A 16,436-nucleotide genomic window follows, 5' to 3' on the forward strand; every position below is an offset into this window, starting at 1 on the left:
CCTCGTCCGCGCGGCGCCCTCCCTCGCCCTCACCCTCACCGGTCACCCGGCGACCGGGGCCGGTGCCCGCCGGGGGTCTGCCGGACGGGGACCGGCCGGACCGGGGTCGGCTGGACGGGGTACGAACACCGGGGAGTCCGACTGGTAGAAGAGGTCGATGTCGGCCTCCTCGCCACCGACGATCAGGGTGTCCCAGGCTCCGCTCTCCCGCAGGGTGCGCAGGGTGGCGGGGGCGACCGATGCGAGGTGGGAGCGGAGTTCCCCGTCCGCGGGCAGGCCCGGGAGCCGCGATGCCAGCCGGTCGCGGATTCCGGCCATCCGCTCCAGCAGCGCCTCCAGGTCGTTCCCGTCCTCGCCGCCGTCGGCGCCGCCGGCTTCCGCGCTGCGCGCGATGACGTCCCTGATCGCGCGGGTGACGCCCTGGCCGTCGGTGGTCACCATGGCGTTCCAGGCGCGGCTCTTGTGCCGGTACTGGAGCATGGACATGGCGGCCTCGTGCCGGATGAAGTCGGCATCCCGCAGCGGCCTGCCCTGCCAGGCACGGCCGAGCGAACGGACCAGTGAAGTGGCCGAGGCCAGACCGCTGTTGAGGCCGCGGCCGGGCCAGAAGTGGATGGCGTTGGCCGCGTCGCCCAGCAGGAAGCCGAAAGTGCCCGGGCTGGTGGCGGTCGGCCGGTGCAGCTGGGCCGTGAACCGCGGGCGCTGCACCATGTCCAGGCGGAACGAGGTGATCGCCGACAGGTCGTCCTCGGCCACGCCGAAGAGGCGGAGGCCCTGGCGGATCTCCTTCCACAGTGGGGAACTGCGCAGCAGGGCGGGCAGGAAGAGGGTGCCGTGGGTGGGACAGCGGAACTCGTTGTCCTCCTCCTGCCGGCTCATCAGGCAGGGGCGGGCGGCGATGCACTCCTCGAAGACCTGCCGGACCGGGTCGATGCCGATGACGTTCCTGGCCTCCTCCCGGGTGAGCCTCATGTTCAGGAATCCCTCGCCGTGCAGCGAGTTGAGCAGGAAGCGGTTCTGGGACACGGTGAGCAGGACACTCATCGGGTCCGGCAGGGTCGACCTGACCCGCAGCCCCAGTACGACGTCCTGAAGGTGTTCGCCGTCGAGGGAGTAGATCGAGGCGTCGGCCGCGCCGAAGCGGTCGGCGTAGTGCTCGCGGGTGCGGGAGCGGCCGCCCTCGCAGACCACGAGCACGTGTTCCTGGGTGAGCCGGTTCTGCTGCTCCGTCACGTCGAAGCGTTTGGGGACGAGACGGATCGCGGGCCGCCGGCCGGCGAGCTCCAGCAGCCGGTCCTCGATGTGGGCGATCCGGATGTTGCGGGGCGGGTGGCCGTCGACCGAGTCCGGGCCGACGGGCCACATTTCGCAATAGGCGCCGGCGTCGTCGAAGAGCGCGTGGCGGACCTCTTCGGACAGGGCGAGGTACTGCCGGCTCTGGACGGTCACCACCTGCTGGCGGCGGAAGTTGCCCTGGGTCTCGTCCTTCCAGACGACCGCGGAGCCCTTCCTGGTCCAGCGCCCGTCGTAGACGGTGATGACGGTCCGGCCGGGCAGCATCTCGTCGAGTGCCAGGGCGAAGGCGAGACCGACCGGGCCGCCGCCGGTGACGGTGACCCGCAGCAGGCCCGGGTCCGCGGTGCTGATCCGGGGAACGTCCAGGAGGGAGAGGTCCATGACCGTCTCCATGGCGTCCTGCGCCTCATAGAGGAACGTTTCGTCACCGATCCGGATGCAGTCGTTCGGGCGCAGCACGTGCCGGGTGACGCGCTGGTCGTTGACGAACGTGCCGTTGCGGCTGTCCCGGTCGTAGAGGACGAACCCGGGGGCCTCCGTGAGGATCTCGGCGTGCAGCCGGGAGGCACTGGGACTGACGATCACGACGCTGTTGTCGCTCTTGCGCCCGAAGCTGAGGGGCTCACTGCCCAGGACCACGCTCTGTCCGGTGAACGGACCCGTGCGCCCGACGATGACCGACGCCACTCCACACTCCTTGGGAAAACGACACCGCTGATGACTCGTACGACAGGAACACGCCGTCGAGAACGTGTCCGGTTCAACCATTTCTTGGAATCTTTTGAGCCATCCTGAACCGGGCTCCGGGTCCGTACGTGATGCTCGCGTCGGCCTGCGACAAGAGGAGACCCACCGCCATGTACTACGACGAATCCGAGATCGTGACGGAGACCGCGCTCACGGCCACCAACTCCGCGCCGGGTCCGGCGGGTGGGGAACGGCTGATCGCGGGCCGCTACCGGCTGCTGTCCCGGCTCGGGGAAGGCGGTATGGGCACGGTGTGGCAGGCCCTCGACGAGACCCTGCACCGGGAGGTCGCCGTCAAGGAGGTACGGGTTCCGGCCGGACTGTGGGGCGACGACATCGCCCGGCTGTACAGCCGGCTGGAGCGGGAGGCGTGGGCGGCGGCCCGGATACCCGACCGCAACGTGGTCACGGTCCACGACGTGGTCATGGAGGACGGCCGGCCCTGGATCGTGATGGAGCTGATCCGGGGGCAGTCGCTGGCCGAACTGCTGCGTACCGGGGGGCCGCTCACCCCCCGGTACGCCGCGCACATCGGCGCGGAGGTGCTGAGCGCGCTGCGTGCCGCCCACGCCGTCGGGGTGGAACACCGGGACGTGAAGCCGGCGAACGTGCTGCTCGCGGACGACGGGCGGGTGGTGCTCAGTGACTTCGGGGTCGCGATGGTCGAGGGCAGCTCCGCCCTGACCATGACCGGCGAGGTGGTCGGCTCTCCCGAGTACCTGCCGCCGGAGCGCGCGCTGGGCCGCCCCTCGGGACCCGAGTCGGACCTGTGGTCCCTCGGCGTGCTGCTGTACGCGGCGGTGGAGGGCATCTCCCCGTTCCGGCAGGACACGGCGCTGAGTACCCTGCGGGCCGTCGTGGACGAGGAACCGCCGGTGGCAACGTGTGCCGGGCCGCTCGCCCCGGTGATCGCCGGGCTGCTCCGCAAGGAGCCCGCGCAGCGGACCCCCGCCGCCGAAGCCGCTGCAGCCCTGCGGGACATCGCGCACGATCCGGACGCCGCCACGACCGCGACCCGCACCCCGCCGATCCCTGCGGATCGTGCCGCGGCGGCGGCCGCGGGCTCCGGGGCGCAATCCGCGGCCTCGGGGCGGGCCGAGGCCGCGGCGGCGGCCGCCCCGCCCCGCAAGCGCCGCACGATGACTCTCGTCGCGGTGGGAACGGCGGCGTGCGTGCTGATCGGAGGCGGGATCGCGTACGCGCTCACCGGCAACGGCGATGCCACCGCGACCGGTCAGGGCGTCCAGGTGTCGGTGACGGGCTCGAACACGGCCTACACCGGCAGCTGCCCGATCCCCGAGGGCCGCGCCCCGGCGTTCACCGCGACCTTCACGGCGTCCGAGCCGACACTGATCTCCTACCGCTGGGTGTCGGGCGACGGTTCGGTGGTGGATCCGCACTGGCGCACCCTGTCCGTCGGGGACAGGGCGAACCCGACGGGACGCGACACCGTGCGCCTGTCGGCCTACGCGAAGACGGGCACCCTGAGGACCGGGATGGCCGTGGAGATCCAGAGCCCCGTGCGCACCACCTCCAACCCCGTCCCCTTCTCGATCACCTGTGCCCGCTGAAGCCCACGCGGGCCCGGCCCACGGCAGGCGGAGCCGCCGAGGGCTGCGTCAAGATGCCCGGGGCTCCGCCGACTCCACATTGGCGACCATCCTGCGGAGCACCTTGAGGGCGGCCACGTACTCCTCGTCGCCGATGCCCTGGTGGACCAGCGCGCGCTGCTCGGTCACCAGCTGCCGCAACCGCGCCCTGGCGGCCTCCCCGGCCTCCGTGAGGTGCAGCCGCCGTGCGTCGTCGGCCGAGAGCCAGCCGCGGTGCAGCAACTGGTCCACGACCCGGCCGATCTCGTGCGGTCCTTCCGCGAGAGGGGTCAGCTGCGTGACCACCTCCTCCCGGCTGGGCGCCGGAAGTCCGCCGTTCACCCGGTTGAGGACCCAGTACTGCGGCTGTGTCACGTCGATCCTCGCCATGGCGTCCCTCAACTGCCGGGTCACCGCCGTGTGGGCCAGGCCGCTCCAGTAGCCGATGGGCTGGGTGGCCAGCACGTCGTCGGTGGCGGCCGGATCGGCCGGTGCCTGGTCGGTGGTGGTGGCGGTGTCCGTCAGCGGTTTCATGATCACGAAGCTACACACCCCCGGATGCGGACTTCACCGGTGGCCGGTGGCCCGGCCACCCGGTCCCCGCCGTCCCCGTGCCGGGCCCGCCCCGCCCCCCCGGCGGGCGGCGCCCGGGTGGGCCGTTCCGGTGGTCCCGTACGCGGGTTCGCGGACGGAGCGCGAGGGGTACGGCGGCGTTCCCCGGTACGGAGACCATCCTGAGGGTGCCGAGCGGCGCCCGCCGCTGCCACCGCCCCTCGATCCCGGCCCGCCGGGAAGCTACGGAGACCGATGTCCCCGACCGTCGCCCCCGAAGCCACTGCCGCGGCCCTGGCGCGCCGCCCCCAGCTGTGGCTGGTCCCCACGATCCTGACGGGGCTGCTCGCCCTGCTGCTGTCGCTGCTCTACATGGGCGGCATCGTCAATCCCAACGCGGAACTGCGCGACCTGCCCATCGCCCTGGTCAACGAGGACACGGGCGCACCGCCGGCGGGACAGCGGCAGAACCTGGGCACGCAGATCACCGCCGCCATCGCCGCCGACCCCGCGGGCGGCAAGGCGGACTGGCGCGAACTGAGTCTCGCCCAGGCCCAGGAGCAGCTCGACTCCGGCCAGGTCTACGGCGCGCTGGTGGTCCCGGCCGGCTTCACACAGGCCGTCACCGCGCTCCCCACGTCCGGCGCCACGAAACGGCCGGCCATCACCGTGCTCACCAACCCCGGCAAGGGCAGTCTCGGATCCTCGCTGGCGAGTCAGATCACGACCCAGGCCGCCCATCAGGCGTCCCGCACCGTCGGCGAACAGCTCACGGCTACCGCCGGCGCCCAGGCCGGCCCCACCGCGAAGCTGCTGCTGGCCGATCCGGTCGAGGTCGTCACCCGGGTCGGTCACCCGATCGGGGCGCACAGCGGCCTCGGGCTGACGGCCTTCTACTACACCCTGCTGCTCGTACTGGCCGGGTTCATGGGCGGCAACGTCATCAGCAACGGCGTCGACACCGCCCTCGGCTACGCCGACAACGAGATCGGCCCGTGGCACACGCGCCGCCCGACGGTGCCGATCAACCGTACGCAGACGCTGCTCCTCAAGATGCTGATGACCGCGGGCATCACACTCGTCAGCACCGCCCTGGTGATGCTGGCCTGCATCGGCATCCTGGGGATGGACGCGTCCCATCTGCCGCTCCTGTGGATCTACTCGTACTGCGCGGCCCTCGCCGTCGGCCTGGGGGTGCAGGCCATCAACGCGGCGTTCGGCGGGATCGGCCAGCTCGTGTCGATGTTCGTGTTCATCGTGCTGGGACTGCCGTCGTCGGGTGCGACCGTCCCACTGCAGGCGGTTCCCGGCTTCTATCGTTTCCTCTCCCACTTCGAACCGATGCGCCAGCTCAGCGACGGCGTGCGCGCGATCCTCTACTTCGACGCGCGCGGCGACGCGGGGCTGACCCGTTCCTGGATCATGATCGCGGTCGGTACGGTGCTGGCCCTGCTGTTCGGCTTCGCCATGACCGCCTACTACGACCGCAAGGGCCTCAAGCGGCTCACGCCACAGCCGGCCTGAACAGCCGTGCGGCTGCCCGCACATGTCCGTCCCGCCTGCGGGTACACGAGCCGGTGAGTACCCCAAGGAGGCGTCATGTCAGCGTTGTTGATCCGAATCAAGCAGTTCGCGCGCGGCCCGCAGGGGCAGCGGGCGGTCGCGTCGGTCCGGCGGGCCGCCGCCGACCCCCGCAAGCGCGCACAGGCCGGCCGGCTGCTGAACCGTCTGCGCGGGCGGCGGTGAGCGAACGCGGACTGCCCGGTGGGCGGGTCTCAGGCGGGCCTGCCGTCCACGTACGTGGCGACGACCTCGATGGCTCCGATCCGCGAGGGGTCGACCCGTCTCGGGTCGTCGCCGAGTACGGCCAGATCCGCGCGCCGGCCCGGGGCCAGGGTGCCCGCGCTGTCGTCCCAGTGGCAGGCGTAGGCTCCCGCGACGGTGTAGGCGTGCAGGGCCTGGTCCACGGTGACGCCTTCCTCGGGGCCGATGAGGGCTCCGGAGGCGGAGGCCCGTTCCACCATGAACTGGACGGCCTTCAGCGGTGATCCGTCGGTGACGGGGCGGTCGGAGCTGCCCACCAGGGTGACCCCGTGGTCGAGGAAACCGCGGCCCCGGTACATCCAGGGCGCCCGCTCCGGGCCCAGCACGGCCGCGTAGTCGTCGCCGAAGGAGCGCAGGAAGTGCGGCTGGACCACGGCGCTCACCCCGAGGCGGGCGAAGCGCGCGAGCTGGTCGGGCCGGACCAGGCCGGCGTGTTCGATCCGGTGCCGGGCGGCCGGCCGGGGCCGCAGCCGCTGGGCGCGTTCCAGGGCGTCCAGGGCCAGGTCGACGGCGCGGTCCCCGATGGCGTGTACGGCGAGCTGCCAGCCGGCGCGGTGGCCGTCGACGACGGTGCCGGTGATCAGCTCGGGGTCGTCCTGCAACTCCCCCGTGTGGCCGGTCCCTTCGTAGGGGCGGGTGAGTGCGGCCGTACGGGCCATCATGCCGCCGTCGGTGTAGACCTTGAGCGCGCCGAGGGAGAGCCAGTCGTCGCCGAAGCCGGTGCGCAGACCGAGGCCGAGCGCGCGGGGGATCCCGTCCGCGGCGTGTGCGGCCACCGGCCGCAGGGTGTCGCCGGCCGCCATGAGCTGGACCCGCAGGGGCAGCCGCCCCTGGTCGCGCAGGAGCTGGTAGGCGCCGAGCTCGACCGGGCTGTTGCCGAGCAGGCCTCCGCCGATGCCCGCCTCGGCGCAGGCGGTGACGCCTTCGGCGAGGCAGATGCGGCCGGCCTGCTCGACGGCGTCGGCGATCTCCGCCTGCGAGTAGGGCAGGCGCAGTCGGCGGGCCGCGGTCATGGCGCTCTCGGCGAGGAAGCCCTCGCCGTGGGCGAGTTCGCCGGGGAGCAGGTCGAGGACGCCCGTGTCGACGACGCAGCCGTGTCCCGAGTCGTGCAGCATGAACACCTTGCGGCCGTCGCTGACCTTGTCCAGTTCGGCGGCGGTGAGGTGCCTGCCGAGGGCCCGCTGGTCGTAGCCCCCGATGTCCACCCACGCGCCGCGCGGCTTGCGGGCAACGGCCTCGGCGACGACGGCGAGCACGTCCTCGACGCGTTCGCAGGGCGCCACGCTGGGGGTGCTCGCCTTGAGTCCGGTCCAGGCCAGGTGCACGTGGGCGTCGATGAATCCGGGCAGCACCGTGGCACCTTGGAGGTCGACGACCTCGCGGGCGGGCAGCGCGGTCACGGCCTCGTCCAGGCCGACGATCCGGCCGTGCCAGATGCCCAGGTCGTGGGCGACGGGGTGGCCGGGATCCATGGTGAGGAAGGTGGCGTTCGTCAGCCTGGTGCAGAGCATGGGTGCCGGTCCTCAGGGGGTGGGTGCCGTACGGGAGGCCGGTACGGGTACGCGGCCGTGGGCGACGATGGACTGGAGGATCTCGCCGACCCTGACGGCGGTGTTCGACAACAGGGAGGACGTGATGCCGTGCGTGTGCTCCGTCCCTCCCTGGAGGTAGATGCCGCAGCGCAGTCCCGGCTCGCTCTCGACACGGTAGTCGCGCGTCACCCGGACGCGGCCGAGGCCGTCGCGCCGGCAGTACTTCTCGACGTCTCCGAGCAGTCCGAGGCCGTCCGCCGAGCGGTAGCCGGTCGCGTAGACCAGCGCGTCGGCCGCCAGTGCCTCCTTCTCCCCCGTGACCAGTGACTCGACGGTGACGAGGACGTGGTCGGGGGTCTCGGTGACGTCCGCGAGCCGTGACACCTTCAGGAAGCGCAGCCGCTCGGTGCCCAGGACCTTCTCCTGGTACTCCTGCCGGTAGAGGTCGTCGATGAGGTCGATGTCCACCACGGAGTAGTTGGTGTTGGCGTGGTACTCGATCAGCTTGCGCTTGACCTCCTCCGGTGCGGTGAAGTACTCGTCGACCGCGGAGGGGTCGAAGATCCGGTTGGCGAAGCCGCTGTCGTCGGCGGGGCTGTAGCCGTAGCGGGAGAAGACGGCGCACACCTCGGCCCGCGGGAAGGTGCGGTGCAGGAAGGACACGTTCTCGGCGGCGCTCTGGCCGGCGCCGACGACGATGAAGCGGGTGGGGTCGGCGCCGCCCAGCGCGGACACCCGCGTGAGGAGTTCCGAGGTGTGCCAGATCCGCTCGGTGCGGGCCACGCCCTCCGGCATCTGCGGCCGCAGGCCGGTGCCGATCACCAGGTTGCGCGCCCGGTGGACCACGAGTTCGGAGCCGGAGCGCGCGGTCACGTCCACGTACTCGATCGCCCCGTCGCGCAGGACGGGGCGTACGGCGACGACCTCGGACCCGTAGGAGACCATGTCGTCGACCTTGGCCGCGGCCCACTCGAAGTAGTCGTGGAACTCCACGCGCAGCGGGAACAGGTTCTTGTGGTTGACGAAGTCGATCAGGCGGCCGCGGCTCTGGAGGTAGCAGAGGAAGCTGTACTCGCTCGCCGGATTGCGCAGTGTCACCAGGTCCTTGAGGAAGGACACCTGCATCGTGGCGTCGTCGATGAGCATGCCGCGGTGCCAGCCGAAGCGGGGCTGCTGCTCGAAGAAGTGGGCGGTGACCGCCTCGTGCGGCCCGGCTCCGGCGTTGTGCTCGCTGAGCGCGATCGCCATGGCCACGTTCGAGGGGCCGAAGCCGATGCCGATGAGGTCGTGGATCGGTGGCGCGTCATCGGACAGATCCTGTGACATGTCACTCCCAATCGTGCGGGGCAGCCGATTGCCGTGCATGGGGGGGAACCGGGGTCAGGGCACACCGAAGGAGCGGAGCCCGAAGCGAACTTAGGGAAGGCTAACCTGACACGGTGGACCTGTCGATGGGCAAATCAGATCGAGTCCTTCATCGATTTCCAGCTGAACTCTCCTCAAAGTAAGGCGTGTTGCGCAGTTAGGTAAGGCTTGCTTTACTCATTTTGAAATCTGTCGCCGCTCCAAGGAGGAACCCATGCGGGTCGTCATGTTCGGCTATCAGACGTGGGGGCATCGCACCCTGCAGGCCCTGCTGGAGTCCGAACACGATGTCGTCCTGGTCGTGACGCACCCGAAGAGCGAGCACGCCTACGAGAAGATCTGGAGCGACTCGGTCGCCGACCTCGCCGACGACCACGGCGTCCCGGTGCTCATCCGCAACCGGCCCGACGACGAGGAACTCTTCACGCGGCTCCAAGAGGCGGAACCGGACATCATCGTGGCGAACAACTGGCGCACGTGGATCCCCCCGCGCATCTTCGCCCTGCCCCGCCACGGCACCCTCAACGTGCACGACTCCCTCCTGCCGAAGTACGCCGGCTTCTCCCCCCTGATCTGGGCGCTGATCAACAACGAGCCCGAAGTGGGCGTCACCGCCCACCTGATGAACGACGAGCTCGACGCGGGCGACATCGTCGTCCAGCGCGCCGTACCGGTCGGCCCGACGGACACCGCCACCGACCTGTTCCACAAGACGGTCGACCTGATCGCACCGGTCACCGTGGGCGCCCTGGGCCGGATCGCGGCCGGCGAGAGCGACTTCACCCGCCAGGACCGCTCGCAGGCCACCTTCTTCCACAAGCGGTCGGCCGAGGACATCCGCATCGACTGGAACTGGCCGGCCGAGGACCTGCAGCGACTCGTCCGCGCCCAGTCGGCCCCCTATCCCGCCGCTTTCACCTACCACCGCGGCAAGCGGCTGGAGGTCCTGGCCGCCGTCGTCTCCGAGGGCCGCTACGGGGGCACGCCCGGCCGCGTGTTCTACCGCGAGGGCGAGGGCGTCGTGATCGTGGCCGGAGCCGACGCCCGCACCGGGCGCAACCACGGCCTCGCCATCACCCGGGTACGGACCGAGGAGGGCGAGGAGATGCCCGCCACCGATTACTTCACCACCATGGGCGGGTACCTGACCGGCCGCTGACCCACGGCGCCGTCCCGGGCGTACCGGGAGGCTCCGGTACGCCCGGGCGCCGTCGCCGCGCCCGGCCTGCCTTCTCCGGCCCCACCGGACCCGGCCTCGCCTCCGCATGCGTTTGGCCCCCTGCGCGGGGGGCACCCGCGTGGCAGAGGCCGATGAGGCCCGGATGGAGGCGAGCCATGTCGAACAGCATGCTCATCACCGTGATCGTCATCGCGGCGGTCGTGGTCGTCGCGCTCTGCGTCGGGCTGTGGATGATGTCCCGCCGACGCCGCTTGCAGAAGAGGTTCGGGCCCGAATACGAACGCACCGTCGACGCGGCGGGCGGCCGCATGGCCGCGGAGCGCGAGCTCCGTGACCGCGAGGCGCGCCACGCCGCCTTCGAGCTGAGGGAACTCCCGACGGAGCGGCGCCACGAGTACGCGGAGCGGTGGAGCAGCGTCCAGGAGCGGTTCGTGGACCGGCCGGAGGGCTCCGTCGGCGAGGCCGACGAGTTGATCACACAGCTGATGCGCGAGCGCGGGTACCCCACGGAGGGATTCAGCCGCCAGGTGCGGGATCTCTCCGTGGAACACGGACGGACCTTGGACCACTACCGCGCCGCGCACGACGTCAAGGTGCGCAGCGGTTCGGGAGGGACGACGACGGAGGAACTCCGCGGAGCCATGGTGCACTACCGCGCGCTCTTCGACGAGTTGCTCGACGACCAGAGGAGCAGGTGACATGCGCAACCGAGCGGACATGGAACGAGCGGGCACGGAAGAAGTCCGGCCCACCGGCACCGAGCTGACGACGGAGGACATCGCGAACCCGGGGACGGCGGCTCCCGCGCCGGACGCCCGGCCGTACGGGGACCCGGGAGTCCCCACGTACCCGGGGGAGGCGACGGCGGACGTCCGGGGCGGCGACGCCTCCGCCACGGAGGAGGAAGAAACCGGACACCAGGGCGAACAGCCCTCGCAGACGGACGAACCGCTGCTCGGCAGCGAGGAGGCGGAACGCTACCGCAGGACGTGGAGCGAGATCCAGGGACGCTTCGTGGACGACCCGCAGGACGCGGTCACGTCGGCGGACGCTCTGGTGGCCGAGATGATGCAGGCACTCGCCCAGACCTTCGCCTCGCGCAAGCAGGGGCTGGAGGGCCAGTGGGACCAGGGCGAGAAGGTCGCCACGGAAGAACTGCGGCTGGCGCTCCAGCAGTACCGCTCCTTCTTCAACCGGCTGCTCAACACCTGAGGCCTCCGCCGGCCCACCCCCTCCCCCTCACAGGGCACGGGCCGGCGGACCCGTGACACGGCGCGGAGCCGGGGCCGGGGCGGCCGTGCCCGCCCCGGCCGCGTCCTGAAAGTGATGCAGAAACGCTGCGTGTTGCCCAGGGGGCGCCGTCGCGGGGAGGGTGGGCCACTCGCAGGGCGTGGCCGGTTGACTTCCGGTTGCGCCCGTGGCCCTTCTTGAGCGTCGAGCCTGACCGTCGAGCCCGCCGGTCGGACTCGACCGCCGAGTCGTGGGCCGTCCACCCGTACCTGTTCCAGGAGCCGCATGCGCACCTCGCCCCGACCGGCCCGGTGGCTGGTGCCCGTCCTCCTCCTCGTGGTCTGGCTGGCCGTCGGAGGCAGCCTCGGCTCGTACGCGGGGAAGCTGGGCGAGGTCTCCACCAACGACCAGGCCGCCTTCCTGCCCCGCAGCGCCGAATCCACCAAGGCCGCCCAGGCCCAAAGTGCCTTCCGGCAGGAGGAGTCCCTCCCGGCCGTGGTGGTCTGGACCGCGGACGGCGCCACCCGGGTGACCCCGTCCGCGGTCGCCTCCGCCCGGGCCGCACTGGCCGGGCTGGAGGCAAGGCCCTGGATCGCGGGCACGCCCTCCCCCGTCCTCGTGTCGCGCGACGGCGAGGCGATGCAGGCGGTGATCCCCCTGCGGTCCGCGCTGGGCGACGAACTGCCCGCCGCGGTCGCCGAGATCCGGGAGGCCGGCGCCCGGGTCGCGGCCACCACGTTCCACGTGACGGGTCCGGCGGCCACCCGGGCGGACCTGTCGGAGGCCTTCGCCGGGATCGACGGACTGCTGCTGGGCGTGGCGCTGGTGACCGTCCTCGTGATCCTGCTGCTCGTCTACCGCAGCGTCCTGCTTCCGTTGCTGATCATCATCGGGGCGGTGTTCGCCCTCTCCCTGGCGTGCGCGATCGTCTACGCCCTGGCGAGCGCGGGCCTGGTCAGGGTCGACGGGCAGGTCCAGGGAATCCTCTCGATCCTCGTCATCGGGGCGGCCACCGACTACGCCCTGCTGCTGACCGCCCGCTTCCGTGAGGAACTGGGACACACCGAGGACCGGTACGCGGCCATGCGTGCGGCTCTGCGGCAGTCCTGCGGTCCGGTCGTGGCCAGCGCCGGCACCGTGGCCCTGGGCCTGCTCGCCCTGTTCCTCAGCGACCTGACCAACAACCGGGCGCTGGGGCCCGTCGGGGCGATCGGGATCGTCTGTGCGGTGGTGAGCGCTCTGACCTTCCTGCCCGCGGCGCTGGTGCTGCTGGGACGCAAGGCCTACTGGCCGGCGCACGTCAGCGCCGACGGCGGCACCGCGGGCATCTGGAGCCGGATCGCCCACCTGGTCAGCAGCGCTCCCCGCCGGGTGTGGGCGGTGGCTCTGGCAGGCCTGCTGGCCTGCGCGGCCTTCGCACCCGCGCTGCACTCGGGCGGGGTCCCGCTGGACGAGATCTTCGTGAACGAGGCCCCTTCGGTGACGGGGCAGAAGGAACTCGGGCGGCACTTCCCGGGAGGGGCCGGCAATCCGGCCGTCGTGATCGCCGCCGCCGGCCGGCAGGCGCAGGTGCGCGAGCGCGCCGCGGGAACGCCCGGTGTGGACTCGGCCGCCGTGCGCGGCGAGAAGGACGGCCTGGTACGGATCGACGTGGTCCTGAAGGACCCCGCGGACAGCGCTGCCGCGAAGGAGACGGTGGTCAGGCTCCGGGAGGCGGTCCACCCCGTGCCCGGCGCGGAGGCTCTCGTGGGCGGCTACACCGCGCAGGCCTACGACACGCAGAAGACCGCCGAGCGGGACCGCCAGGTCATCGTCCCGGTGGTGCTGGCCATCATCCTCCTCATCCTGGTGGCCCTGCTGCGCTCGCTGGTGATGCCGCTGCTGCTGGTGGTGACGGTGGCCCTGAACTTCTTCGCCACCCTGGGCGTGTCCGCCCTCGTGTTCCGCCACGTGTTCGGGTTCAGCGGCACGGATTCGTCCGTCCCCTTGTACGGGTTCGTCTTCCTCGTCGCGCTGGGCGTGGACTACAACATCTTCCTCATGTCACGGGTGCGCGAGGAGTCGCAGCGGCACGGAGTCCACGAGGGGGTGATCCGCGGTCTGACGGCCACCGGTGGCGTGATCACGTCCGCGGGCGTGGTTCTCGCCGCGACGTTCGCCGCGCTGGCCGTCATCCCGTTGGCGTTCCTCGTGCAGATCGCCTTCATCGTGGCCTTCGGCGTCCTCCTGGACACCCTGGTGGTGCGCTCGCTCCTGGTGCCCGCCCTGGTCCTGGACATCGGCCCCGCGGCCTGGTGGCCGGGCCGGCTGAGCCGCCGACCGAGCTGAGGGCGACCCGGGGTGGTGGCGGAGTCACCCCGGCCAGTGCGCCCGCCCGAGGTGGATCAGGCGCAGCTGGGCGCGGGCCGTGCGGGTGGCGGCCGACCAGTCCTCCCCGCGGAGGGAGGCGGCGAGGAACGCCGAGGCCGTCATGAACATGTGGTCCACCAGCAGCCGGGACAGCATCGTCACGTCGGCGGCGTCCCAGCCTGCGCTGACCGGATCGGCCCCGAGCGCGACGGCGGTCTCCTCGGCGAGGCGATCGAGCTGTCCGGCGATGGCCTCGCGTACGGCCGGCACCCCGCCGTGGCGTTCACGGACCAGGAACCGGACGTGCGCGGGCCGGCTGCGCACCAGTTCGGCGACGAGCTGCACCACGGCGTCCCCGCGCCGGCCGGCGTCCCCGGTCGTGGCGAGAACGTCCCGGACCGTGTCGTCCAGGCTGGCCAGCGCCTCCTCGACCAGTACGGTCCCCAGCTCGTCCATGCCCCGGAAGTGCCGGTAGAAGGCGGTGGGGGCGACCCCGGCGGCCCGGGTCACCTCTCTGAGGCCGAGGCTGCCGAGACTGCGCTCCGTCATCTCCGACAAGGCCGCGTCGAGGAGGGCGCGTCGGGTGCGGCGGCGCTGGGTCTCACGAAAGCCGGTCTGCGGACTCATGACGGGAAGTCAACCGCGTCACAGTCGTGTGCCGCCAGCATGAGGACAATTGAACTGGGTAGTCAGTGAACAACTGTTACCTGAACGGAAGGACGTCTCATGCTCTTCCTCGTAGGTGCGTTGCTGGTCCTGGGCGTCGTGCTGGGCGCCGTGGCCCACGTACCCGTACCCGTCAGCGTGGTCGCCGCTCTCGCCATCGCCCTCTGGCTCGCCGTCTTCGCCACGCGCGAACGCCTCTCGGGCCGCCGCCGGGGAGGCCTGCGATGAGCGCGCGGACCGAACCGTCCGGTACCCGGGCCCGGACCGGGGACCGCGCCGGAGCCCGGACCCCGTCCCGTACCCGTACGGGTACCCGTGACGCCGACGCGATGGCCGTCACCGGGTTCGTCCTGGGTCTGGTGGGGCTGCTCGTGCTGAACCTGATCCTCGGACCGACCGCCGTCGTCCTCGGCGCCCTCGCCCTGCGCCGGCGCACCACCAGGCCCGGCCGGGCCCGCCTCGGCATCGCCCTGGGCCTGGCCGACCTCGTGGTCCTCGCCTGCCTCGTCACCGCCGACGGGACGTGGTCGTGGGGCCTGACCTGAGTGTTCCACTGCCGGGCGCGACCGTGGCACAACGGCCGCTACCGGTAAGGTGATACGGAAAATCCCTTATGCCGGGCGGCTGTTCGGCGCCGTCCACGCACTCCGCACCCCAGACACCGAAGCGACGCACACCTGTGAACGAAACAGACCCGGCACCCGTCGAGGACACCCACTTCGGCCCGATCACCGTCCGCCAGGACGGCCAGGACCGCATCGAGGTCGAAGGCGAGGCCATTCCCCGCGTGACCCTGGAGCGCGCCCCTGCGGCCGAGGCGGACCCGCAGATCGCCATCGGCACCCGCGACCCGGCACACCTCACGATGCGGGTCGACGGCGCCGTCGTGGGGCTGCTGCCGGCGAAGGGCCGCCTGAGCAGGCACTCGTACCGGGTGGACGTGACGTACGACGGAGCGGACTACCGCCTGGTCCCGGACTCCGTCCCCAGCAGCCGGCTGACCCGCGACGGCGTGCACCTGGGCGACTTCTCCTCGGACGGTGACGAGATGGTCATCGTCGAATGGCGCGAGGACCGCGAGATCCGGCCGGCGGACGCCGCGATCGGCTACGCCCTGGCCTCGGCGTTCGGCACGGGTGCCCAGCCCATGTGGATGATGATCGTCGACGGCGTGACCAGCGCCCTCCCCTGAGCACGACCGGCAGGGCCGGCAGGGCCGGCAGGGCCCGGATCGAGCTGGCCCTGGCCGCACGGGCCCCGGCCGTATGGCGTGAGCGGGGGGTGGCTTGCGAGACTGCCGGGATGGAAGAGTTTCCCGCGTCACGTGTCGACGCGTACCTGCGGCGGATCGGGGCGGCCCGGCCCGGGTCGGCGAGTGCGGCGGCCCTGCGTGACCTGCACCTGCGGCACCTGCGGACCGTCCCGTTCGAGAGCCTTTCCATCCACCTGGGAGAGGAGATCGTGCTGGAGGGCGCGGCGCTGCTCGACAAGCTGCTGACGGGCGGCCGCGGCGGGTTCTGCTACGAGTTGAACGGTGCCTTCGCGCTGCTGCTGCGCTCCCTGGGCTACCGGGTGGAACTGCTGCAGGCCCGGGTGCACTCGCCCGAGGGCGGGCAGGGCATTCCCTACGACCACCTGGCGCTGCGCGTGGAGTGCGAGGACGGCCGCCCATGGCTGGTGGACGTGGGCTTCGGCGACCACAGCCACCTCCCGCTCGCCCTCGACGAGCACGGCGAACAGACCGACCCGGGCGGAGTGTTCCGGATCGTGCCGGCCGGTGGTCCGGAGGGGGACCTCGACGTCCTGCGGGACGGTGTGCCCCGGTACCGGCTGGAGACGCGGCCCCGGGTCCTGTCCGACTTCGTGACCGGCGCCTGGTGGCACAGCACCTCACCCGCCTCCGGATTCACCCGCAAGCCGGTGTGCTCGCTGCTGACGGAGGCGGGCCGCACCACCCTCAGCGACCACGTCCTGACGGTCACGGCGGACGGGGCGCGCAGCGAGCGGACCCTGGCCGACGACGCAGAGGTCCTGGCCGCCTACCGTACCCACTTCGGCATCGACCTGCCCCGCGTCCCGGTCCCCCTCCATCCCCGCCCCTGAAGG

Annotated in this window: 16 protein-coding genes; 11 read left to right on the forward strand and 5 right to left on the reverse strand. The window is 71.8% G+C overall.

All coding sequences use genetic code 11. The features are described from left to right. Positions 1–42: 42 nt before the first annotated feature. Positions 43–1,983: an FHA domain-containing protein gene (locus tag DEJ51_RS00240; protein ID WP_150255197.1), complete on the reverse strand. Its 1,941-nt coding sequence runs from the start codon at positions 1,981–1,983 to the stop codon at positions 43–45. 302 nt (positions 1,984–2,285) lie between these two features. On the opposite strand from DEJ51_RS00240, the gene DEJ51_RS00245 reads away from it, so the two are divergent. Beyond that, positions 2,286–3,614: a serine/threonine-protein kinase gene (locus DEJ51_RS00245; RefSeq protein ID WP_263411727.1), complete on the forward strand. Its 1,329-nt coding sequence runs from the start codon at positions 2,286–2,288 to the stop codon at positions 3,612–3,614. A 48-nt stretch (positions 3,615–3,662) separates the two neighbouring features. Here DEJ51_RS00245 and DEJ51_RS00250 read toward each other — a convergent pair whose 3' ends face one another. Beyond that, positions 3,663–4,166: a MarR family winged helix-turn-helix transcriptional regulator gene (locus DEJ51_RS00250; protein WP_150255200.1), complete on the reverse strand. Its 504-nt coding sequence runs from the start codon at positions 4,164–4,166 to the stop codon at positions 3,663–3,665. A 273-nt stretch (positions 4,167–4,439) separates the two neighbouring features. On the opposite strand from DEJ51_RS00250, the gene DEJ51_RS00255 reads away from it, so the two are divergent. Both DEJ51_RS00255 and DEJ51_RS34325 read left to right on the forward strand, forming a co-directional pair. Further along, the gene (locus tag DEJ51_RS00255) at positions 4,440–5,708 is read left to right on the forward strand and encodes a YhgE/Pip domain-containing protein (protein WP_150255202.1); all 1,269 of its coding nucleotides are present in this window, start codon (positions 4,440–4,442) and stop codon (positions 5,706–5,708) included. Between the two features lie 75 nt (positions 5,709–5,783). Continuing rightward, positions 5,784–5,930, forward strand: a complete 147-nt coding sequence (locus DEJ51_RS34325) for a hypothetical protein (RefSeq protein ID WP_190620089.1) — start codon at positions 5,784–5,786, stop codon at positions 5,928–5,930. A gap of 29 nt (positions 5,931–5,959) precedes the next feature. Here DEJ51_RS34325 and DEJ51_RS00260 read toward each other — a convergent pair whose 3' ends face one another. Both DEJ51_RS00260 and DEJ51_RS00265 read right to left on the reverse strand, forming a co-directional pair. Then, positions 5,960–7,519, reverse strand: coding sequence for an amidohydrolase (locus tag DEJ51_RS00260; RefSeq protein WP_150255204.1), 1,560 nt, complete (start codon positions 7,517–7,519; stop codon positions 5,960–5,962). A gap of 12 nt (positions 7,520–7,531) precedes the next feature. Next, a complete protein-coding gene (locus DEJ51_RS00265; protein ID WP_150255205.1) occupies positions 7,532–8,866 on the reverse strand; it encodes a lysine N(6)-hydroxylase/L-ornithine N(5)-oxygenase family protein in 1,335 nt (444 codons plus the stop codon). A gap of 253 nt (positions 8,867–9,119) precedes the next feature. Here DEJ51_RS00265 and DEJ51_RS00270 point away from each other — a divergent pair, with 253 nt between their 5' ends. The 4 genes from DEJ51_RS00270 (at position 9,120) to DEJ51_RS00285 (ending at position 13,643) form a co-directional block, all read left to right on the forward strand. Continuing rightward, positions 9,120–10,064 (forward strand): methionyl-tRNA formyltransferase, encoded by a 945-nt coding sequence (locus DEJ51_RS00270; RefSeq protein WP_150255207.1) that lies wholly within the window; start codon positions 9,120–9,122, stop codon positions 10,062–10,064. Positions 10,065–10,240: 176 nt separating this feature from the next. After that, positions 10,241–10,783: a hypothetical protein gene (locus DEJ51_RS00275; protein WP_150255209.1), complete on the forward strand. Its 543-nt coding sequence runs from the start codon at positions 10,241–10,243 to the stop codon at positions 10,781–10,783. A gap of 1 nt (position 10,784) precedes the next feature. Next, positions 10,785–11,297 (forward strand): hypothetical protein, encoded by a 513-nt coding sequence (locus DEJ51_RS00280; protein ID WP_223835581.1) that lies wholly within the window; start codon positions 10,785–10,787, stop codon positions 11,295–11,297. Positions 11,298–11,600: 303 nt separating this feature from the next. Beyond that, positions 11,601–13,643, forward strand: a complete 2,043-nt coding sequence (locus DEJ51_RS00285; RefSeq protein ID WP_150255211.1) for an MMPL family transporter — start codon at positions 11,601–11,603, stop codon at positions 13,641–13,643. A 24-nt stretch (positions 13,644–13,667) separates the two neighbouring features. Here DEJ51_RS00285 and DEJ51_RS00290 read toward each other — a convergent pair whose 3' ends face one another. Continuing rightward, positions 13,668–14,291, reverse strand: coding sequence for a TetR family transcriptional regulator (locus DEJ51_RS00290; protein ID WP_150255213.1), 624 nt, complete (start codon positions 14,289–14,291; stop codon positions 13,668–13,670). A gap of 99 nt (positions 14,292–14,390) precedes the next feature. Between DEJ51_RS00290 and DEJ51_RS34330 the strand changes: the two genes are divergently transcribed. The 4 genes from DEJ51_RS34330 (at position 14,391) to DEJ51_RS00305 (ending at position 16,433) form a co-directional block, all read left to right on the forward strand. Further along, entirely contained in the window at positions 14,391–14,558 is a 168-nt protein-coding gene (locus DEJ51_RS34330; RefSeq protein ID WP_190620091.1) for a hypothetical protein, read from the forward strand. Continuing rightward, positions 14,555–14,875, forward strand: a complete 321-nt coding sequence (locus tag DEJ51_RS00295) for a DUF4190 domain-containing protein (RefSeq protein WP_411757272.1) — start codon at positions 14,555–14,557, stop codon at positions 14,873–14,875. The genes DEJ51_RS34330 and DEJ51_RS00295 overlap by 4 nt, the downstream gene beginning before the upstream one ends. 134 nt (positions 14,876–15,009) lie before the next feature. Beyond that, a complete protein-coding gene (locus DEJ51_RS00300) occupies positions 15,010–15,522 on the forward strand; it encodes a hypothetical protein (RefSeq protein WP_150255214.1) in 513 nt (170 codons plus the stop codon). Positions 15,523–15,632: 110 nt separating this feature from the next. Next, positions 15,633–16,433, forward strand: coding sequence for an arylamine N-acetyltransferase family protein (locus DEJ51_RS00305; protein ID WP_150255216.1), 801 nt, complete (start codon positions 15,633–15,635; stop codon positions 16,431–16,433). The last annotated feature ends 3 nt before the right edge of the window (positions 16,434–16,436 follow it).

Source organism: Streptomyces venezuelae, assembly GCF_008642275.1.
GTDB classification, from domain to species: Bacteria; Actinomycetota; Actinomycetes; order Streptomycetales; family Streptomycetaceae; genus Streptomyces; species Streptomyces venezuelae_E.

Excerpts from the sequence above, each read along its gene's own strand:
- DEJ51_RS34330 (WP_190620091.1), top strand. The coding sequence starts at position 14,391 with ATGCTCTTCCTCGTAGGTGCGTTGCTGGTCCTGGGCGTCGTGCTGGGC.
- DEJ51_RS00270 (WP_150255207.1), top strand. The coding sequence starts at position 9,120 with ATGCGGGTCGTCATGTTCGGCTATCAGACGTGGGGGCATCGCACCCTG.
- DEJ51_RS34325 (WP_190620089.1), top strand. The coding sequence starts at position 5,784 with ATGTCAGCGTTGTTGATCCGAATCAAGCAGTTCGCGCGCGGCCCGCAG.
- DEJ51_RS00285 (WP_150255211.1), top strand. The coding sequence starts at position 11,601 with ATGCGCACCTCGCCCCGACCGGCCCGGTGGCTGGTGCCCGTCCTCCTC.
- DEJ51_RS00245 (WP_263411727.1), top strand. The coding sequence starts at position 2,286 with ATGGGCACGGTGTGGCAGGCCCTCGACGAGACCCTGCACCGGGAGGTC.
- DEJ51_RS00250 (WP_150255200.1), bottom strand. The coding sequence starts at position 4,166 with ATGAAACCGCTGACGGACACCGCCACCACCACCGACCAGGCACCGGCC.
- DEJ51_RS00255 (WP_150255202.1), top strand. The coding sequence starts at position 4,440 with ATGTCCCCGACCGTCGCCCCCGAAGCCACTGCCGCGGCCCTGGCGCGC.
- DEJ51_RS00280 (WP_223835581.1), top strand. The coding sequence starts at position 10,785 with ATGCGCAACCGAGCGGACATGGAACGAGCGGGCACGGAAGAAGTCCGG.
- DEJ51_RS00305 (WP_150255216.1), top strand. The coding sequence starts at position 15,633 with ATGGAAGAGTTTCCCGCGTCACGTGTCGACGCGTACCTGCGGCGGATC.
- DEJ51_RS00275 (WP_150255209.1), top strand. The coding sequence starts at position 10,241 with ATGTCGAACAGCATGCTCATCACCGTGATCGTCATCGCGGCGGTCGTG.
- DEJ51_RS00265 (WP_150255205.1), bottom strand. The coding sequence starts at position 8,866 with ATGTCACAGGATCTGTCCGATGACGCGCCACCGATCCACGACCTCATC.
- DEJ51_RS00290 (WP_150255213.1), bottom strand. The coding sequence starts at position 14,291 with ATGAGTCCGCAGACCGGCTTTCGTGAGACCCAGCGCCGCCGCACCCGA.
- DEJ51_RS00295 (WP_411757272.1), top strand. The coding sequence starts at position 14,555 with ATGAGCGCGCGGACCGAACCGTCCGGTACCCGGGCCCGGACCGGGGAC.
- DEJ51_RS00260 (WP_150255204.1), bottom strand. The coding sequence starts at position 7,519 with ATGCTCTGCACCAGGCTGACGAACGCCACCTTCCTCACCATGGATCCC.